This is a genomic window from Bacillus sp. YBsi01, assembly GCF_038406745.1.
GTDB lineage: Bacteria > Bacillota > Bacilli > Bacillales > Bacillaceae > Bacillus > Bacillus siamensis.
In genome coordinates this window covers 631,086-646,088 of record NZ_CP151679.1, presented here as the reverse complement: position 1 = coordinate 646,088, position 15,003 = coordinate 631,086, and the positions used below count along the sequence as shown (strand labels likewise).

Genomic DNA, 15,003 nt, shown 5'->3' with positions numbered 1-15,003 from the left:
TTATGCCTCCTTCATTCCGATAAAGGACATCATGCGTCCCGTTTTTCCTTTGTCGCGGCGATGTGAAAAGAATAGTTCACGCTCTTGTTCGGTGCATAAACCGCTGACTGAAATGTTTTCTTCCGGAATGCCGCAATGTATCAGAAGAAGGCGGTTGACCTCTTTTAAATCAAGCTGATACCGGCCTTTTTCCGTTTCGCGTATGGCGGATTCTGCGGAAAACGGCAGCGCCCGGACTTCATTGATGACGCGGTCGTCGACGGTATAGCTGTCCGCGCTGATGGACGGACCGATGACGGCCTGAATATCTGTTAAGCGTGAGCCTTCTTCGTTTACCCAGCGATCCGTCATGATGCGCCCGATTTGTCTGACCGTCCCCTTCCATCCGGCATGGGCAGCGCCGATCATAGATTTCACCGGGTCATAAAAATACAAAGGCACACAGTCTGCAAAACACAGGGCCAAAAAAAGATCCGTATCTTTCGTATAGAGCCCGTCCGTCCCGCGGAATGCGGAGGAATAGTCTCTCGCCCCTTTTCCTTTATCTCCCGCTGTCACGCATCGGACGCGGTTTTCATGTGTCTGATCGGCGAATACCCAGGAATCCAGATCAGTACCGCATAAGGACGCTATGATTTCACGGTTTTTCACAACATCATGAGCTTCGTCCCGGACGTGCAATCCGGTATTTAATGACTCATACGGAGGATTGCTGACACCGCCGTTTTTCGTTGTGAATCCGGCGATGACCTTTGTGTTATGCTGATTCACACGGTTCCAGTCTTCTATCATGAGTGCCGAGGGGGTGGTAAAACTAAACGGGTGATATGTATTCATGAAGATCCAACCTTTCGACAAACATTAAAAAGCGAATTTCCCACTCATTTTAACACAATTTTAAGCATACGTTTAGCGGCTGATTGAAAAATGAGATAAATAAATGTGCCGGAAACATTGAGATTTCCGGCTTTTTACAAGTAAAGGGAGGATTATGCTCCCCCCTTTGGTTCGTTTACACGCACTAAGATGACATCTTCCCCAATTTTAACTATATTTCGCCAAGGAATGATCATTTCCTCTTCTTTTCCGAAAAAACCGAGAACTTTTCCGCTGCCGCCTAAAATAATCGCCTGAATTTTTCCCGTTGTCACATTAATATCAATATCACCGATGCTTCCAAGTTTTTTTCCGTTCGACACGTTGACTACATCTTTTATTTGAAATTCAGATATGCTGATCATTTGTATCACGCCCTTTGCCCGTTCTTTTTCCTATTATATGAGCGGCCGGGCTGAACCTTGTCACATCGGGCAATCTTTTTTGCGGCTGCACCAGGTGTGGATAAATCTCAGCATGATTTTCGTATAGTCCATCAGCTCATCGACGGATACTTCTTCGTTTACGGAATGGGCGTTTTTTAAATCGCCGGGTCCGTAAATGACGCTCGGAATCCCGGCATGATAAAGCCATCCTCCGTCTGTTACGGTTTGGGAAACATCAATGACGGGCTCCTGTTGTTTGACGGCTGAGTGCGATTCCGCCAGAACAGAAACGGCCGGATGGTCCGGGTCGATTTCCAGCGCCGGGAACACCTCTCCTCTGTCTTCAATCATGGAAGACCCGCCCCATTTGAATACCGGCCTGTTTTCCCTGAGCCACAGATCACCGTCAGAGACACGATTGATATAGTCTTCGATTTCTGCCGCAGCTTGTTCGTGCGTTTCGTTCGGGTAAAAGTGGACAGTAATCCATAATCGGCATTCATCGGCGACAAACGCTGCGTGTCTTCCCCCTTCAATAACGGCGGGGTTGATCGTATTGGTGCCTGGCGCAAAGCCGGGATAGCTTTTCGTTACCGCCCAGTGGCGTTCCAGCTCTCCCAAGGCAGTGATGATTTTCGCCATTTTTTCGATTGCGCTCGCTCCGAATGTGCCTCCGCCCGCATGAATCATATTGCGCCTCATGCCGTCATGAAATGTTTGTTTGCTTTTCAATTCTATCCAGCCGGTGATGACTCCGCCCTGCCCTTGAATATGCAGGCTGCTCGTATCCGCGACAACCGCAAAATCCGCGTGATAGCCGCGTTTGCAGCATTCCAGCGTCCCCGCCTCGCCGACTTCTTCTCCGATCACAGACTGTACAATGAGGTCGCCCGCAAGCTCAATGCCGGCATCATGTATCAGCTTCAGAGAAAAAAGAACACACGCCAATCCGCCTTTCATATCAGCGGCGCCTCTTCCGATCAGCATGCCGGCTTTAACGAGCGGCTGAAACGGGTCAGAGTCCCAGTCTTCATCCCTGACTTCGGCTACGTCAATGTGTCCGTTTAAAATCAGGCTTTGATGCCCGCTTGAATCTGTCCCTTTTAAAACACCGACTACGTTCGGGTCTTCCGGGTACACATCCCACATATCGACCGAGCAGCCCATTTCTTTTAAAAATCCGGCCACCCAATTCTGAGCTTCTGCTGTATTTCTTGCAGGCGGAGCCGGTGTCGGAAAGGCAATCAACCTTTCAGCAATATGTATTAAATCGTCCCGCCGTTTATCCGCCTGCTGCAGCAGCATGTCAAGCTGGTTCATTGAACATCTCTCCTTTTGCTGTATTAAAAAAACCCGTTTCATCAAATGAAACGGGTAAAAACGGATTTTCCTCCGCTTTTTTTCACCGCTTCCCTCCGCCGGCATGATCCGGATCAGGTCCGTTAAGGGTTGAGACCAACGTCTCTCTCAGCTGCATGTAAGCAGCACCCCCAGGGTGAATTGATTTTATTTGACGGATGATGCCGCTTTTGCACGCGTTAAAAATGGACGGCCGTTGTTCCATAAGACATTGACAGGCATATCGAAAAACGCTGTAAGCCGCTCGTCTGAAAGCATGTCCTTGATTTTCCCGGCAGCGAACACCTCGCCTTGTTTTAAAAGCAGCGCCTGATCAAATACCGGCAGAATTTCTTCAGCATGATGAGTGACATAAAGGATGGACGGCGCATTTTCTTTTTCAGCGATCGACGTTATCGTGTCCAGCAGCTGCTCTCTTGCCATAAAATCGAGACCCGTCACGGGCTCATCCAAAATCAGCAGTTCCGGATCAGCCATAAGCGCCCGCGCAATCAGCGCTCTTTGCCTTTCCCCCTGAGACAACGTTTCATACCGTCTGTCCGCGAAACTAATGGCGCCTAAATCCTTCAGAAGACCGATCGCTTTTTCCCTCACTTGTTCACTCGGTGTTTCATAAAGCCCGATTGAAGCGTACGCGCCGCTGAGGGCGATTTCAAAAGCGGAATCCGCGGCATATAATTTGTGCTGCAGACCCGCTGAAACAAGACCGATTTTTTTTCTGAGCCTGTCACCGAGCTCTGTTTTGCCGAATTGATGGCCGAGCACCTGCATCTCTCCTGAAGTGGGAAAGTAATAAGAGCATAACATATTCAGCAAGGCTGTTTTTCCGGCTCCGTTCAGTCCGAACAGCACCCAATTTTCGTTTTTCTCAACGCGCCAGTTGATATCTTTCAAAATCCATTGGCCGTTTCTTTTTAATGACACATTGTCCAGCTGTAAAATCATTGCAGTTCCCCCGTTTATTTGTTTCAATTTTCTTAAAACTTTTACACATTAGAATACATCACTTTTTCGCAAACGTAAACCGGCGCACGAAAAAAGCCTTTAAAACAATGTTTAAAGGCTTTCTCCGTTATTGATGGATATTCTTATTCATTTGTTTAATGGCTGCCTTTTCAAGCCTTGAGACCTGAGCTTGTGATATGCCGATTTCTTCTGCGACTTCCATTTGGGTTTTCCCCTGGAAAAAGCGCTTTCGCAAAATCATTTTTTCCCGTTCGTTCAGTCTTCTCATGCCTTCTTTCAGAGCGAGCTCCTCAATCCATTGTGTATCCTTATTGCGCTCATCGCTGATCTGGTCCATCACGTAAATCGGATCGCCGCCGTCATTATAAATCGGCTCAAACAGTGATACCGGATCTTGGATGGCGTCAAGGGCAAACACAATTTCTTCATGGGGCACTTCAAGAACTTTGGCGATTTCCTCTGCTGTCGGCTCCCTGCTTGTCTCACTGATTAACCGCTCCCTTACTTGAAGCGCTTTATATGCGATATCGCGAAGCGACCTCGAGACGCGGATCGGATTGTTATCCCGCAAATATCTGCGGATTTCTCCGATAATCATCGGTACAGCGTATGTTGAAAACTTAACATTATGGCTTAGGTCAAAATTATCAATGGATTTCATTAGTCCGATGCAGCCGACCTGAAATAAGTCATCAACATACTCTCCTCTATTGTTAAACCTCTGAATGACGCTTAAGACAAGGCGCAGATTGCCGTTTACAAGCTTTTCCCTCGCTGAATCATCGCCCTCATCCTGCAATTGCTTAAACAGCTTTCTCATCTCTTCATTCTTGAGCACCGGTAATTTGGAGGTATCCACCCCGCAAATTTCGACTTTATTTCTTGACACGTTTTTCCCTCCCACTAGGAGCTGCTGTACAACGTTAAGTATCTCCTCGGGTGGGAAAAATATGCACCGCTATTTTACAGAAATAAACATCCGGCGCCGGCAATCCTTGCAGCAGTAAGGACCGTCAGATGGAAAAAATTTTACACCATTTTGTTAAACTCTTTTCTCAGTCTTTTAATAATCCGCTTTTCGAGCCGGGAGATATAAGATTGTGAAATCCCCATCATGTCGGCTACATCTTTTTGTGTTTTTTCTTCTTCACCGACAAGCCCGAATCGCAGTTCCATGATCTGCTTTTCTCTATCATTTAATTGCTCAAGCGCTTTTTTCAAAAGTTTTTTATCCACATTGGCTTCAATGTCTTTTGTAATAATATCATCATCTGTGCCGAGCACATCCGAAAGCAGCAGTTCATTTCCGTCCCAATCAATGTTCAGCGGTTCATCAAAGGACACCTCTGAACGGATTTTATTGTTTCGGCGCAAGTACATTAAAATTTCGTTTTCAATACATCGCGACGCGTAGGTTGCGAGTTTGATTTTCTTTTCCGGATTAAACGTATTTACCGCTTTGATCAAACCGATTGTGCCGATGCTGATTAAGTCCTCGATATTGATGCCGGTGTTTTCGAATTTGCGGGCAATGTAAACGACAAGGCGTAAGTTTCTCTCAATCAGGATGGCCCGCGCCGCCTGATCCCCGCTCGGCAGCTTTAATAAGAGCACCTGCTCCTCTTCTTTAGACAAAGGCGGCGGCAGCGCTTCGCTTCCTCCTATGTAATATACTTCATCACTTTTCAGTCCGAGTTTCATCAGCCATTTATACCACAAATATGTCAGACGCAGCTTAAGTTTTTTCATCTTCCTCCCCCTTCTAAATACAATGCGTTTTGAGTATGATGAATAACAGACTTTTCGTCAGGATACATGCTTCACAGCCTTCCCGGTCAGCATCTTCGGGTGAACGATTCCGTCAAATTCACCGTCCGCTGATAATTGTTTCGCGCTGATGCCGATCAGACATTTTTCACATGCGATCATCTCGTCTTTCGTTATAATCGTGACGTAATCCGGCTTTAAACAGAGTAAAAATTGATTGTCCTGGCCGACGCCCCTGTATGGAATCAGCCTCAGCTTATCCGCATGACGGAACGAATCATCAAGCTGCTCTATCACTTCAAGCGGACTGGCAGATTTGATGATGTCCGTTTCCTTTTCACTGAGAATCGGAGCGAATTTGTCAATGTGAAGGATCATGACCGGCGTTTTTGTCAGCGGGTCATACAGCTGATTCCCGGAATCCACCAGGCCTTTTGCGCGGATTGTCTGTCCGCTGAATTCTGCCTGAACCATGACAAGTTCATCGTACTGAATGGACTTCGTCTCGATGTCTTCGATTCTCTTTTTCGAAAAAAACCATACGGCCGGAAATCCGATGACAACAAATATCCAGCTGATCGGATCGCCGAAGCCGGTCTGGCTCGTAACCATGGCGCCATGTTTTACAATTGATTCTGTCTGCAGCAGGGAATGTACGCCGATCATTCCCCCGCCGACGAGAAAGGTCGCGAAATAAAAGGCGAACAAATTTTGAAAAAAGTACCGAAACCGTTTAAAGCCAAAAGCCGTAAGCACGATGACAACTGAAAATGCCATTTTTCCCGCCGGATGCTCCACAAAGGGAGAAACAGGCGTAAACATCAGAAGCACAATGGCTGATCCGATGAAACCGCCGGCGGCCACTCTTCTTTTTTTTACCTGGCGTTTTAAAATAAAGGCGGTTAATAAAAGCAAAAGAGAATCAAAACAAAAGTTCAACAGCCAAATGACATCCAGATAGATTTTCACATCTGACCCCTTTCCTCTTTTGTCTTACATATCTGTTTCTCTCTCTTGTTTCATAAGTATAAAGCAAGCTCTGTGGGAAAGTCTGTCAATTAATGTTGAGGGGAAAGTACAATTTTTAAGGGATAACCGTTTTATTTGTCGAGGGTCGAAGAGATTGATTTCCTATTGACGTCTCAGCCAAAAAAGCGCTGCCGTGTCCCGGCAGCGCTCTGTTTTACTCATTGATATAAAGTTTTCCTTTTGCTGTCTGTCTCGTTTCATTTCCATAGTCATCTCTTACAATAACGTCAATTTTTGCTCCGCTTGCTTTGATGGAAGAAGTCGCCGTCCAGTAACCCTCATATCGTCCCGGAGAAATTTCTCTCAGCGGAAGCTCCGTCGCGTTTTGGGTCCCTGCCCGGGCGTTTGTCAGAGGCATACGGATCACGAATGAGGCGTCTAATTTCTTCCCGCTTGAAAAAGCGATTTTCACTGATTCTCCGGCTTTTAATTCTTTATCCGCTCCGGGAACCAATCCGGAGATGACGGGAGCGTGATAATTGACATCAATCACCGTCTTTTTCGTTGTTTTGTTACCCGCTTCGTCTGAGGCCGTGACTTTGATTTCGTTGCTGCCGTTTTCCAGAAGGATTCTTGCTTGATAAGAGCCGTCACTCACCTCGGCCTTTTTGCCGTTCACCTTCACCCATTTTAAATGGGCGTCGTAAGCTTTTCCTTTTACAGTCACCGCTTCTTTATTTGTTTTATCTCCGTTTGCCGGACTCTCAATCGTCACATCCGGCTTATCCTGATCGAGTATGACCGTGACAGGGCGTGACTCATCGGTTGATCCCTTGTCCGTCACAGATGCCGCCGTCAGCCGATTGGCATCTTTACGCAGCGTAACATCAGCCTGGAAATGGCCGTCTGCATCCGCTTTCGTTTCAGCGGCGGTTTTACCGTTATTGGTCAGGCGGACTGCGGTTCTTGGCGAAGCCGTTCCTTGCACCGTGATTGACTTCTTGTTTGTAAATGACCGGTCAACAGGCGACGTGATCTCAGGCACGGAAGCTTCGTAGTCGACTAAAGCCCTGATCATAAAATTTCCGTCTGATTTATCAGCTTTTGACCAGCTGCCGTCAAGGTATTGCCAGTTTCTGTTCGAATATGGACTGCCGTCGTCAGATGACAGGGCAGGTGAATAAGGATCAGGTTTCGTCTGGCGGAGCACAAGATAAAAATCCTTTCCGACCTCGATTCCTTTTGAGCTGAGATCCACTTTGGTCCATTCTCCGTTTCGAAGCGCTTCAGCTTGGAACGGGCCGGCAATTTTGCTGCCCGGGCTCCCGTCAGGGCCGGATGCATCATATACTTCTGCTTGAAATTCGGTACCGCCCGGATCAGGCCAGTCCGCGCCCCAAAATTTAAAGAGGCCTCCTGTCAGCATACCGTGTTCTTTTCCGTCTTTAAGCGTCATCTTAACGGCAGATTTGCTGCCTGCTTTAAAATAGGACAGTCCGGCTTCTTCAGTCCCGTTATCATAGGCAATTTCCCCTTCATAGCCGATATATGGCTTAAGCTTGGCGTTTTTTTCAGCATCCCCTTTGATGTCAACAGAAAATTCGCTGTTGTAAAAGCCTTTTGCGGCTACTTTAATGGTGTATGAGCCTTCGTACGCCTGAAGCGAATATTCCCCTTTATCATTTGTCACCGCAGGCTCAATTGCAGCGTCCTCCACTACATAAAGCGCGGCCCCTTCCACCGGTTCGCCTGTCGACTGATTGGTGATTGTTCCTTTTAGCGTGCCGGACGGCATTTGTTCCAGTGTAAAGTCTGCCTGTGCGGTTTTGTCTGCTTGAACAGAAACTTGTTTTGCAGCGGGTTTAAATCCGTATGCCTCGGCTTTCAGCGTATAGTTTCCCGCTTTATGAGACAGGCTGTAGCTTCCGGTTGCGGGGTCGGAATACACGGATTTCCCCGTCTCGGCGACACTGATTTGCGCTCTGAGCGGCAGGAGATTCGTTTCATGTTTCACCGGTTTTCCGGATGATTTTACCGCCGGTTTGGCCAGTTTCGGACTGACGGCTTTTTTCTTCAGATGGCCGGGCGGTGTTTGTCTATTGTGTTTACTTTTTTTGGCCGCCTTGCCGAGAGGACTGCTTGAAAGCCGGACGTCATCAATATACCATCCGTCTTCATTGAGTACTTCGTCTGACTGCATATTAAACATAAGCTTTATATTTTGGCCTTTATACGCGGATAAGTCTGCTTCTTCATCATTCCATCCTGCGGAGTCACCATTGTAAACACCTGCCTGCTCCCAATTCGATTTTCCTTCCGGCAGAACGAACACGTACCCGTAATCAAAAAATTCTTCGAGCTTGTGCCAGCTTTTAAATTGCAAAAACAACCGTCCTGAATCCGGAACCTGGATCGGAGGCATCGCTAAATTCATATTGGCCGAATCGGCATACGGTCCGGACAGGTTCGTCGCATACACTTTATCTCCGGAAAATGCAGCGCCGGGGCCTGAACTCGGAATCCCCCATTCCCATTGGTCATGTGTCCCGTAACTGGACCAGCCGGCCGGCTGTGATTCAAAATCTTCTTTGTACCCCGCCGTAATGCTCGGTTTTACGTCAGCCCGGTACGTATCAGATTCTGCATAATGACCCCCGAAATCTTTTATTGTCCATTTATAACTTACCGTGCTGCCCGTTACGTGCGGAATTTCTGCCTGGTAGAGCCCCTTTTTTTCATCACCGCTTTTTTGAACGGCGGCGATCGTTTTCCATTCTCCTTTATCAAATTGATAGGAAAGTAACACCTCAGTCACGCTTACATCGTCTTCTGCTGTAACCGTTAACGGCAGATTTGCCCCTTTGTAAGCTTCTTGGACGGGTTCATGATGCCAGCTGGGCGGATTGTGATCTTCGCCCGCAGAAGATACTTTGCCTTCTACGCTTCCGATTCCGTCTGTTACGGCAGAAACGGCGTCAAAAGCATTGACTAAACCGTGGCCGTAGCCGTTATTCGGTGATTCCGGAAAAACGGAGTCTGTCAGCTTTTCAGCGGTGCGCGTCAAAACGTCTTCCATTTCATCAACCGTAATAGAAGCGTTTGCCTGCCTTAACAAAGCTGCCGTCGCCGCCACATGCGGCCCGGCCATTGAAGTTCCGTTCCAGCCGCCTTCATATGTCCCCCCAGGAATAGAGGAACGGATATTCACTCCCGGAGCCGAAATATCCGGCTTAGTTTCATGATACGGTGAGGGGCCTTGAAGTGAGAAATCAGCAAGTTTCTTGTCGATGTCAGTCGCACCTGTCGCAAATGCTTCCGGATAATTGGCCGGATTTGCGATTGAACCAGGTCCTCCCGGTGTAAATAAGTCTTCATTCCCCGCAGAGAATTCCGGAAAAATCTCGGCTGCTCTCCATGCATTCACCATATCGCGGTACCACTCGTCCATTCCTGAACCGCCTGCCCAGGAATTATTGACAACATCCGGCGCCATCTCGGGATGCGGAGTGCCGTTTTTATCTTTTGGCGCGAGCACCCACTCACCAGCATCCAAAATATCGGCATCGGTTCCTCCGTCATCTGAAAATGCTTTTACTGCGATCCATTTCGCGCCCGGAGCGACACCGATTTGATTTGAGCCGTCAGGTTCTGAACCCGTCATCGTGCCTGTTACATGAGTGCCGTGTTCAAGATCATCGTAGGGCGCGTCTTTTTTAGACACGGCATCATACCAGTTCATTTCATGGTTCGGCGCTGCGGGATTTTCAGGATCGTACCCCCGGTATTTTTCCTTAAGCGCCGGGTGATCCCACTGAACCCCTGTATCAATCGAGGCGACAACCGTACCGGTGCCGTCGTAACCAGAGGCCCAGGCCTTCGGCGCATCAATTTGGCTGATGTTCCATTCAACGCCTCCCTTTGCCTTGATCTCTTTTTGTTTTTTCTTCAATTGAAAAGGAGCTTTTGATTGAGTAAGCTGACGCTTTTCATTCGGGAGAACTTTTTCTACTTCAGGAAATGAAGCAACTTTCTCCATCACCTCTTTCGAAGCCGTGACTGCCATTCCGTTGACAATATAATAGGAATGGATGCGGTCCGCCTTGCCTTTCTTTTTTTGTTTTTCCAAATATGTTTTTATATTCTGCTGGGCATCATGAGCCGCCAGTTTTAAAGAAGAGACGACCGCTGACCGCTTTTGATATTCTGTTTTTGCTGCCGAAAGCGATTGGGACTTGGCATTTTTCTCTGCTTCTTTAACCGCTTTTTTCGTATCGGCTTTCTCTTTAAATTTGATGAGAAATGTGACTTTATCATTTTTCTCAAAATGCTTCTTGACCGAACCGGAAATCTTATGCTGAATGCTCTTAGAGGAAGAAAGATCTTTGGTGGCAGAAACTGTTCCCAGTGTGGTCTCCGCTATGGCTGCACCCGGAAACAGCAGTGAACTGACGACAATCGCGCTTAAAACGGAGCCTGTCCATCTGTTTCTCATTTTTTTCTTCAATCGTATCCCCCCTTATTTGGAAACGCAATATAAATTTGTATTCCTCCCCTCTCAATTGGAATGGTTTGTCATTTCGATGCTGTACGTTAAATGTAGACAATCTTCTATTCAGATATTGTCACATTCTGTCAGAAAGCCGGACGAAACTAGAAAACAATCAATTGGTCATAGGTATAAAGATTCTATTTTCATTGTATAGATCATGGGGATAGGCAGGAAGACTGAGCGAAAAAAGAAAAAGGACAAAACCATGTGGTTTTGTCCTTTTTGCATCAGCCGCGTTTGTTGCGGTTTCTTAAAAATGTAGGAATATCAAGGGCATCATCCGCCGGCTGTGAAGTATGGCGGTTTACCGTGTTTTGATGCTGTGTTTCTTCTCGTTTCGGCTCACGTTTCGCAGCAGGCTGGCTTTGAGACTTCAAGCCTTGGTTTAAACTCGGACGCTGCGGTTTTGAGTCGTCTTTCTCCTGTTCGATAAAACCGGTCGCGATGACGGTAACGACGATTTCATCTTTCAGATTTTCATTGATAACTGAACCGAAAATCATATTCACATCAGGATCAGACGCAGAAGCGACGATATCGGCTGCTTCCTGCACTTCGTAGAGGCTCAGATTTGTACCTCCCGTAATGTTCATTAAAACACCTTGCGCTCCGTCGATTGCCGCTTCAAGGAGCGGGCTGGAGATGGCCTTTTTAGCGGCTTCGGCAGCACGGCTTTCGCCTGTAGCGATCCCGATACCCATCAATGCTGAACCTTTGTTGGACATGATGGTTTTAACATCGGCAAAATCCAAGTTGATTAAACCGGGCGTCGCGATAAGGTCTGAGATACCTTGCACCCCTTGGCGAAGCACGTTATCAGCTTCACGGAATGCTTCAAGCATCGGTGTGTTTTTATCGACAATTTCTAAAATCCGGTCATTCGGAATAACGATCAGCGTGTCAACGGCTTCTTTCATCGCCGTGATACCGCCTGCAGCCTGCAGCTGGCGTTTTCGTCCTTCAAATGTAAACGGTCTTGTTACGACTCCGACAGTCAAAGCGCCTAAGTCTTTTGCGATTTGCGCAATAACCGGTGCGGCTCCCGTTCCGGTACCGCCTCCCATTCCGGCTGTAACGAACACCATGTCAGCGCCTTTTAACGCTTCTTCGATTTGTTCTTTACTTTCTTCAGCGGCTTTTTTGCCGACTTCCGGATTTGCTCCCGCTCCGAGACCGCGGGTCAGCTTTTCTCCGATCTGCATTTTCACTTCTGCTTTTGACAGGTTAAGAGCTTGCGCGTCCGTATTTACCGCGATGTACTCTACACCCTGTACTTCGTTTTCAATCATTCGGTTGACCGCGTTATTACCGCCGCCTCCTACTCCGATTACTTTAATTGATGCTAAGCCGTCTATGTTTGTTTCGAAATCCAACATGCTAAATCCTCCTAATCTGCCGAATGACTATCAATCTATTCCCAAAACATGCTTAATAGTTTTTTCATTTTGCTCGGTTTGTTGTGTTCGGCTTGTGTTTTTTGTTTTGCTTTTGGACGCTGCTGCGCCTCAGGCCGCTGATGATGTTCTTCTTCGTGAGAGACCGCGATTTCCTGCACGGCTTCTTCCGGCATATGAAAGCCTATTTTTCTTCCCTGAATTCTGGCATTTCGGCAGGCAAATTGTATCAAGCCGACACCCGTCATATATTGAGGGTCTCTTACACCGATATAATTCGGGCTTGCGACCCTGACATTGTGCCTCAGCACTTCCTGTGCCAATGAAAGCACGCCGGGCATTGCGGCCTGTCCGCCGGTCAGCACAAAGCCGCCGGGCAGATCTGTAATTCCCATATGCTCAATTTCGGCTGCGGCAATCTCAAGAATCTCTTCCACTCTTGCTTCAATAATATTGGCAATTTCCTGCTGTGTAAAAGATTGCTTTTGATTCGTTCCTATGACGGTGACTTCAAATACTTCATCTTCTGAAGCCTCATCGTAGAATGCATGTCCGAATTGTTTTTTTACTCTTTCAGCCTCTTCGGTGGAAGTGCGCAATCCGATCGATACATCTTTCGTGATGTTTTCGCCTCCGAGCGGAATGACGGCTGTCTCCTTCAGGTGCCCCTGTTCAAATACCGCCACCGTCGTCGAGCCGCCGCCGATATCAATCATGGCGACTCCGAGGTTTTTTTCGTCTTTTGACAAAGCCGCTGAACCGGCCGCAAGCGGCTGCAGGCAGATATCTGTAATTTCGACGCCCGCTCTCTCCACACAGCGAAGCAAATTATGTAAGATCGTTTTGGAGCCGGTAATCAGCGTGCCTTCTACTTCCAGGCGCACGCCGAGCATTTTTTTCGGATCGGTAATTTCGTCTCTTCCGTCAACGATAAACTGTTTCGGAACGACGTCAACGATCAGCTGCTCGTGCGGAACTGACACGACCTGTGCCGCTTCCATTACCCTGCGGACGTCTTCAACGTGAATTTCTTTGTTTTCACTGGAAACAGCGACAACGCCGTTCGTATCTTGAATATGAATATAATTTCCATTAACGCCGACAATGGCTTTTTTCAGCGGAAAACCTACCATTCTTTCAGCTTGGTCAAACGCTTTTCTTATAGAATGAACGGTTTCATCTATATCAACGATTGAGCCTTTTTTCAACCCTTCAGACGGTACATTTCCCACTCCGATAATGTTAAGGGAATCATCTGTCATTTCTCCGACGATCACTTTTGTATTGGACGTACCGATGTCAAGACTGACGTAAAGTTCATTGTTGTTCATTCTATGGCACCTCCTCACATTTCGATCAAATTCTATTCTATTATTTGCGGAACAACAATACAATGGATGTGGCTTTACAAGTGTGTAACAAAAACAACAGCATCAACAAATTTTCATCTGATTTCTCACAATTTATGTTTAATGAAACTATTCGTTATATTCTATGTATATCCTCTTTTATATCGCATTTTTTTTATTTTTTTTGGAGATGGCCCACCTTACCGTAAGATTTCTTGTCACGGGGTCATCCTGTGCAATCCAGATGCAAATATACCCGCTTTCCACTAGTCTACACTAAGATGAACCTTCAGAAAAGCGATAGATATTGCCAGAAACATCCGAAAAAAGAAGGAACAGGAGGAAAATTCCAAATGCAATGATCACTGCAGAAGACACGCCCATTGTATTAAGAATTTTCCGCTTGTCCGGCAGCCGCATCCCCAGCAAAAAACAAACATAGTCATAACTATTCCGCTATCGGTTATATCGGCTGCCATGCTAATTGTAACAGTCCCTTTTGAATCACCTTAAAATTAGTTCTTTAGAACTATTGATCGGTTTCTTTTTTCTTGCCGGATTTACCTTTTTTAAATTCTTCAAAATATGTAGCGACTTCTAAGTGGATAATTCCCTTTTTTCCGCCGTCCAGCTGAGAAACGATAGAAGGATAGGTCTTCATCCGGGCGGCAAACGTTTTAATCGAAGCGGTCACCACATATCCGTCGTTCATATACAGCTTAATCCGGTCCTGATCCATTTTTACCGGCGTGTAGTAGATTTCAGAAATCGACTGCTTTAACGAACCTGAAAGCTTATCAAGCTGATCTGCCATTTTGACCCGCTTTTTCGCGTTTGTCCAGTCTACCAAAATCGGACCCGCGTCATCAGGCGTGACTTCATTCGGCAGCACGGTGCCGTTCTCCAGCACTTCATAATACACATCATTCCGCTGCAGATACGCGATGGTCTTATATTCTTCAATGTGAATTCTGACTTTGTTAGGAAATGCTTTTGAAAGCTCCGCCTTTTTCACCAGCTTATTCTGCTCAATCTTTTCTTCTGTTTTTTTCTTGTTCAGACTCCAGAACTCGGTCTGTCCGTTATGTATATCAGAAAGCGCGCTGATCTCTTTTACAGACACGTTTTCGTTTCCGGATACGGTGACAGAAGAGACTTTGCTGATCGGCATCTGCAAATACACGATGATTAAAACCATCATAAAAAAGAGCACAATGAATGAAATCAGCCGGCGGTTTGCTTTTTGTTTCCGCTGCTCTTTGATTTTCGGAATCCGTTCTTCAATATTTACGATTTTTTCTCTTTCATGATTCGGGTTCACTGCCTGTCCACCTCGCTAAGAATGAAACAGCTTGACATTCGTCTGATTGAAAAACAAACGGCATGCT

Annotated in this window: 11 protein-coding genes and 1 riboswitch; all 11 genes read right to left on the bottom strand. The window is 46.8% G+C overall.

What is annotated here, in order from left to right:
- On the bottom strand, positions 1-837 hold the full coding sequence (pgeF, locus tag AADZ70_RS03635) for a peptidoglycan editing factor PgeF (RefSeq protein ID WP_238994066.1): 837 nt from the start codon (positions 835-837) through the stop codon (positions 1-3).
- A 152-nt stretch (positions 838-989) separates the two neighbouring features.
- Positions 990-1,241, bottom strand: a complete 252-nt coding sequence (locus AADZ70_RS03630) for a YlmC/YmxH family sporulation protein (protein ID WP_003154415.1) — start codon at positions 1,239-1,241, stop codon at positions 990-992.
- A 60-nt stretch (positions 1,242-1,301) separates the two neighbouring features.
- On the bottom strand, positions 1,302-2,582 hold the full coding sequence (locus AADZ70_RS03625) for an acetylornithine deacetylase (RefSeq protein ID WP_342007732.1): 1,281 nt from the start codon (positions 2,580-2,582) through the stop codon (positions 1,302-1,304).
- A gap of 73 nt (positions 2,583-2,655) precedes the next feature.
- Positions 2,656-2,764, bottom strand: a riboswitch (TPP riboswitch).
- A 4-nt stretch (positions 2,765-2,768) separates the two neighbouring features.
- Positions 2,769-3,566 (bottom strand): ABC transporter ATP-binding protein, encoded by a 798-nt coding sequence (locus AADZ70_RS03620; RefSeq protein ID WP_045926083.1) that lies wholly within the window; start codon positions 3,564-3,566, stop codon positions 2,769-2,771.
- A 127-nt stretch (positions 3,567-3,693) separates the two neighbouring features.
- Entirely contained in the window at positions 3,694-4,476 is a 783-nt protein-coding gene (sigG, locus tag AADZ70_RS03615) for an RNA polymerase sporulation sigma factor SigG (RefSeq protein WP_013352181.1), read from the bottom strand.
- 140 nt (positions 4,477-4,616) lie between these two features.
- On the bottom strand, positions 4,617-5,336 hold the full coding sequence (sigE, locus tag AADZ70_RS03610; protein ID WP_016936200.1) for an RNA polymerase sporulation sigma factor SigE: 720 nt from the start codon (positions 5,334-5,336) through the stop codon (positions 4,617-4,619).
- Between the two features lie 57 nt (positions 5,337-5,393).
- The gene (gene spoIIGA, locus AADZ70_RS03605) at positions 5,394-6,323 is read right to left on the bottom strand and encodes a sigma-E processing peptidase SpoIIGA (RefSeq protein WP_016936201.1); all 930 of its coding nucleotides are present in this window, start codon (positions 6,321-6,323) and stop codon (positions 5,394-5,396) included.
- Positions 6,324-6,537: 214 nt separating this feature from the next.
- Complete coding sequence (locus tag AADZ70_RS03600; RefSeq protein ID WP_342007731.1) at positions 6,538-10,827, bottom strand: S8 family serine peptidase; 4,290 nt, start codon at positions 10,825-10,827, stop codon at positions 6,538-6,540.
- A gap of 272 nt (positions 10,828-11,099) precedes the next feature.
- The gene (gene ftsZ, locus AADZ70_RS03595) at positions 11,100-12,248 is read right to left on the bottom strand and encodes a cell division protein FtsZ (protein ID WP_016936203.1); all 1,149 of its coding nucleotides are present in this window, start codon (positions 12,246-12,248) and stop codon (positions 11,100-11,102) included.
- 35 nt (positions 12,249-12,283) lie between these two features.
- Positions 12,284-13,597 (bottom strand): cell division protein FtsA, encoded by a 1,314-nt coding sequence (ftsA, locus tag AADZ70_RS03590; protein ID WP_003154425.1) that lies wholly within the window; start codon positions 13,595-13,597, stop codon positions 12,284-12,286.
- Positions 13,598-14,144: 547 nt separating this feature from the next.
- Positions 14,145-14,936, bottom strand: a complete 792-nt coding sequence (locus tag AADZ70_RS03585) for a cell division protein FtsQ/DivIB (protein WP_016936205.1) — start codon at positions 14,934-14,936, stop codon at positions 14,145-14,147.
- Positions 14,937-15,003: the final 67 nt, after the last annotated feature.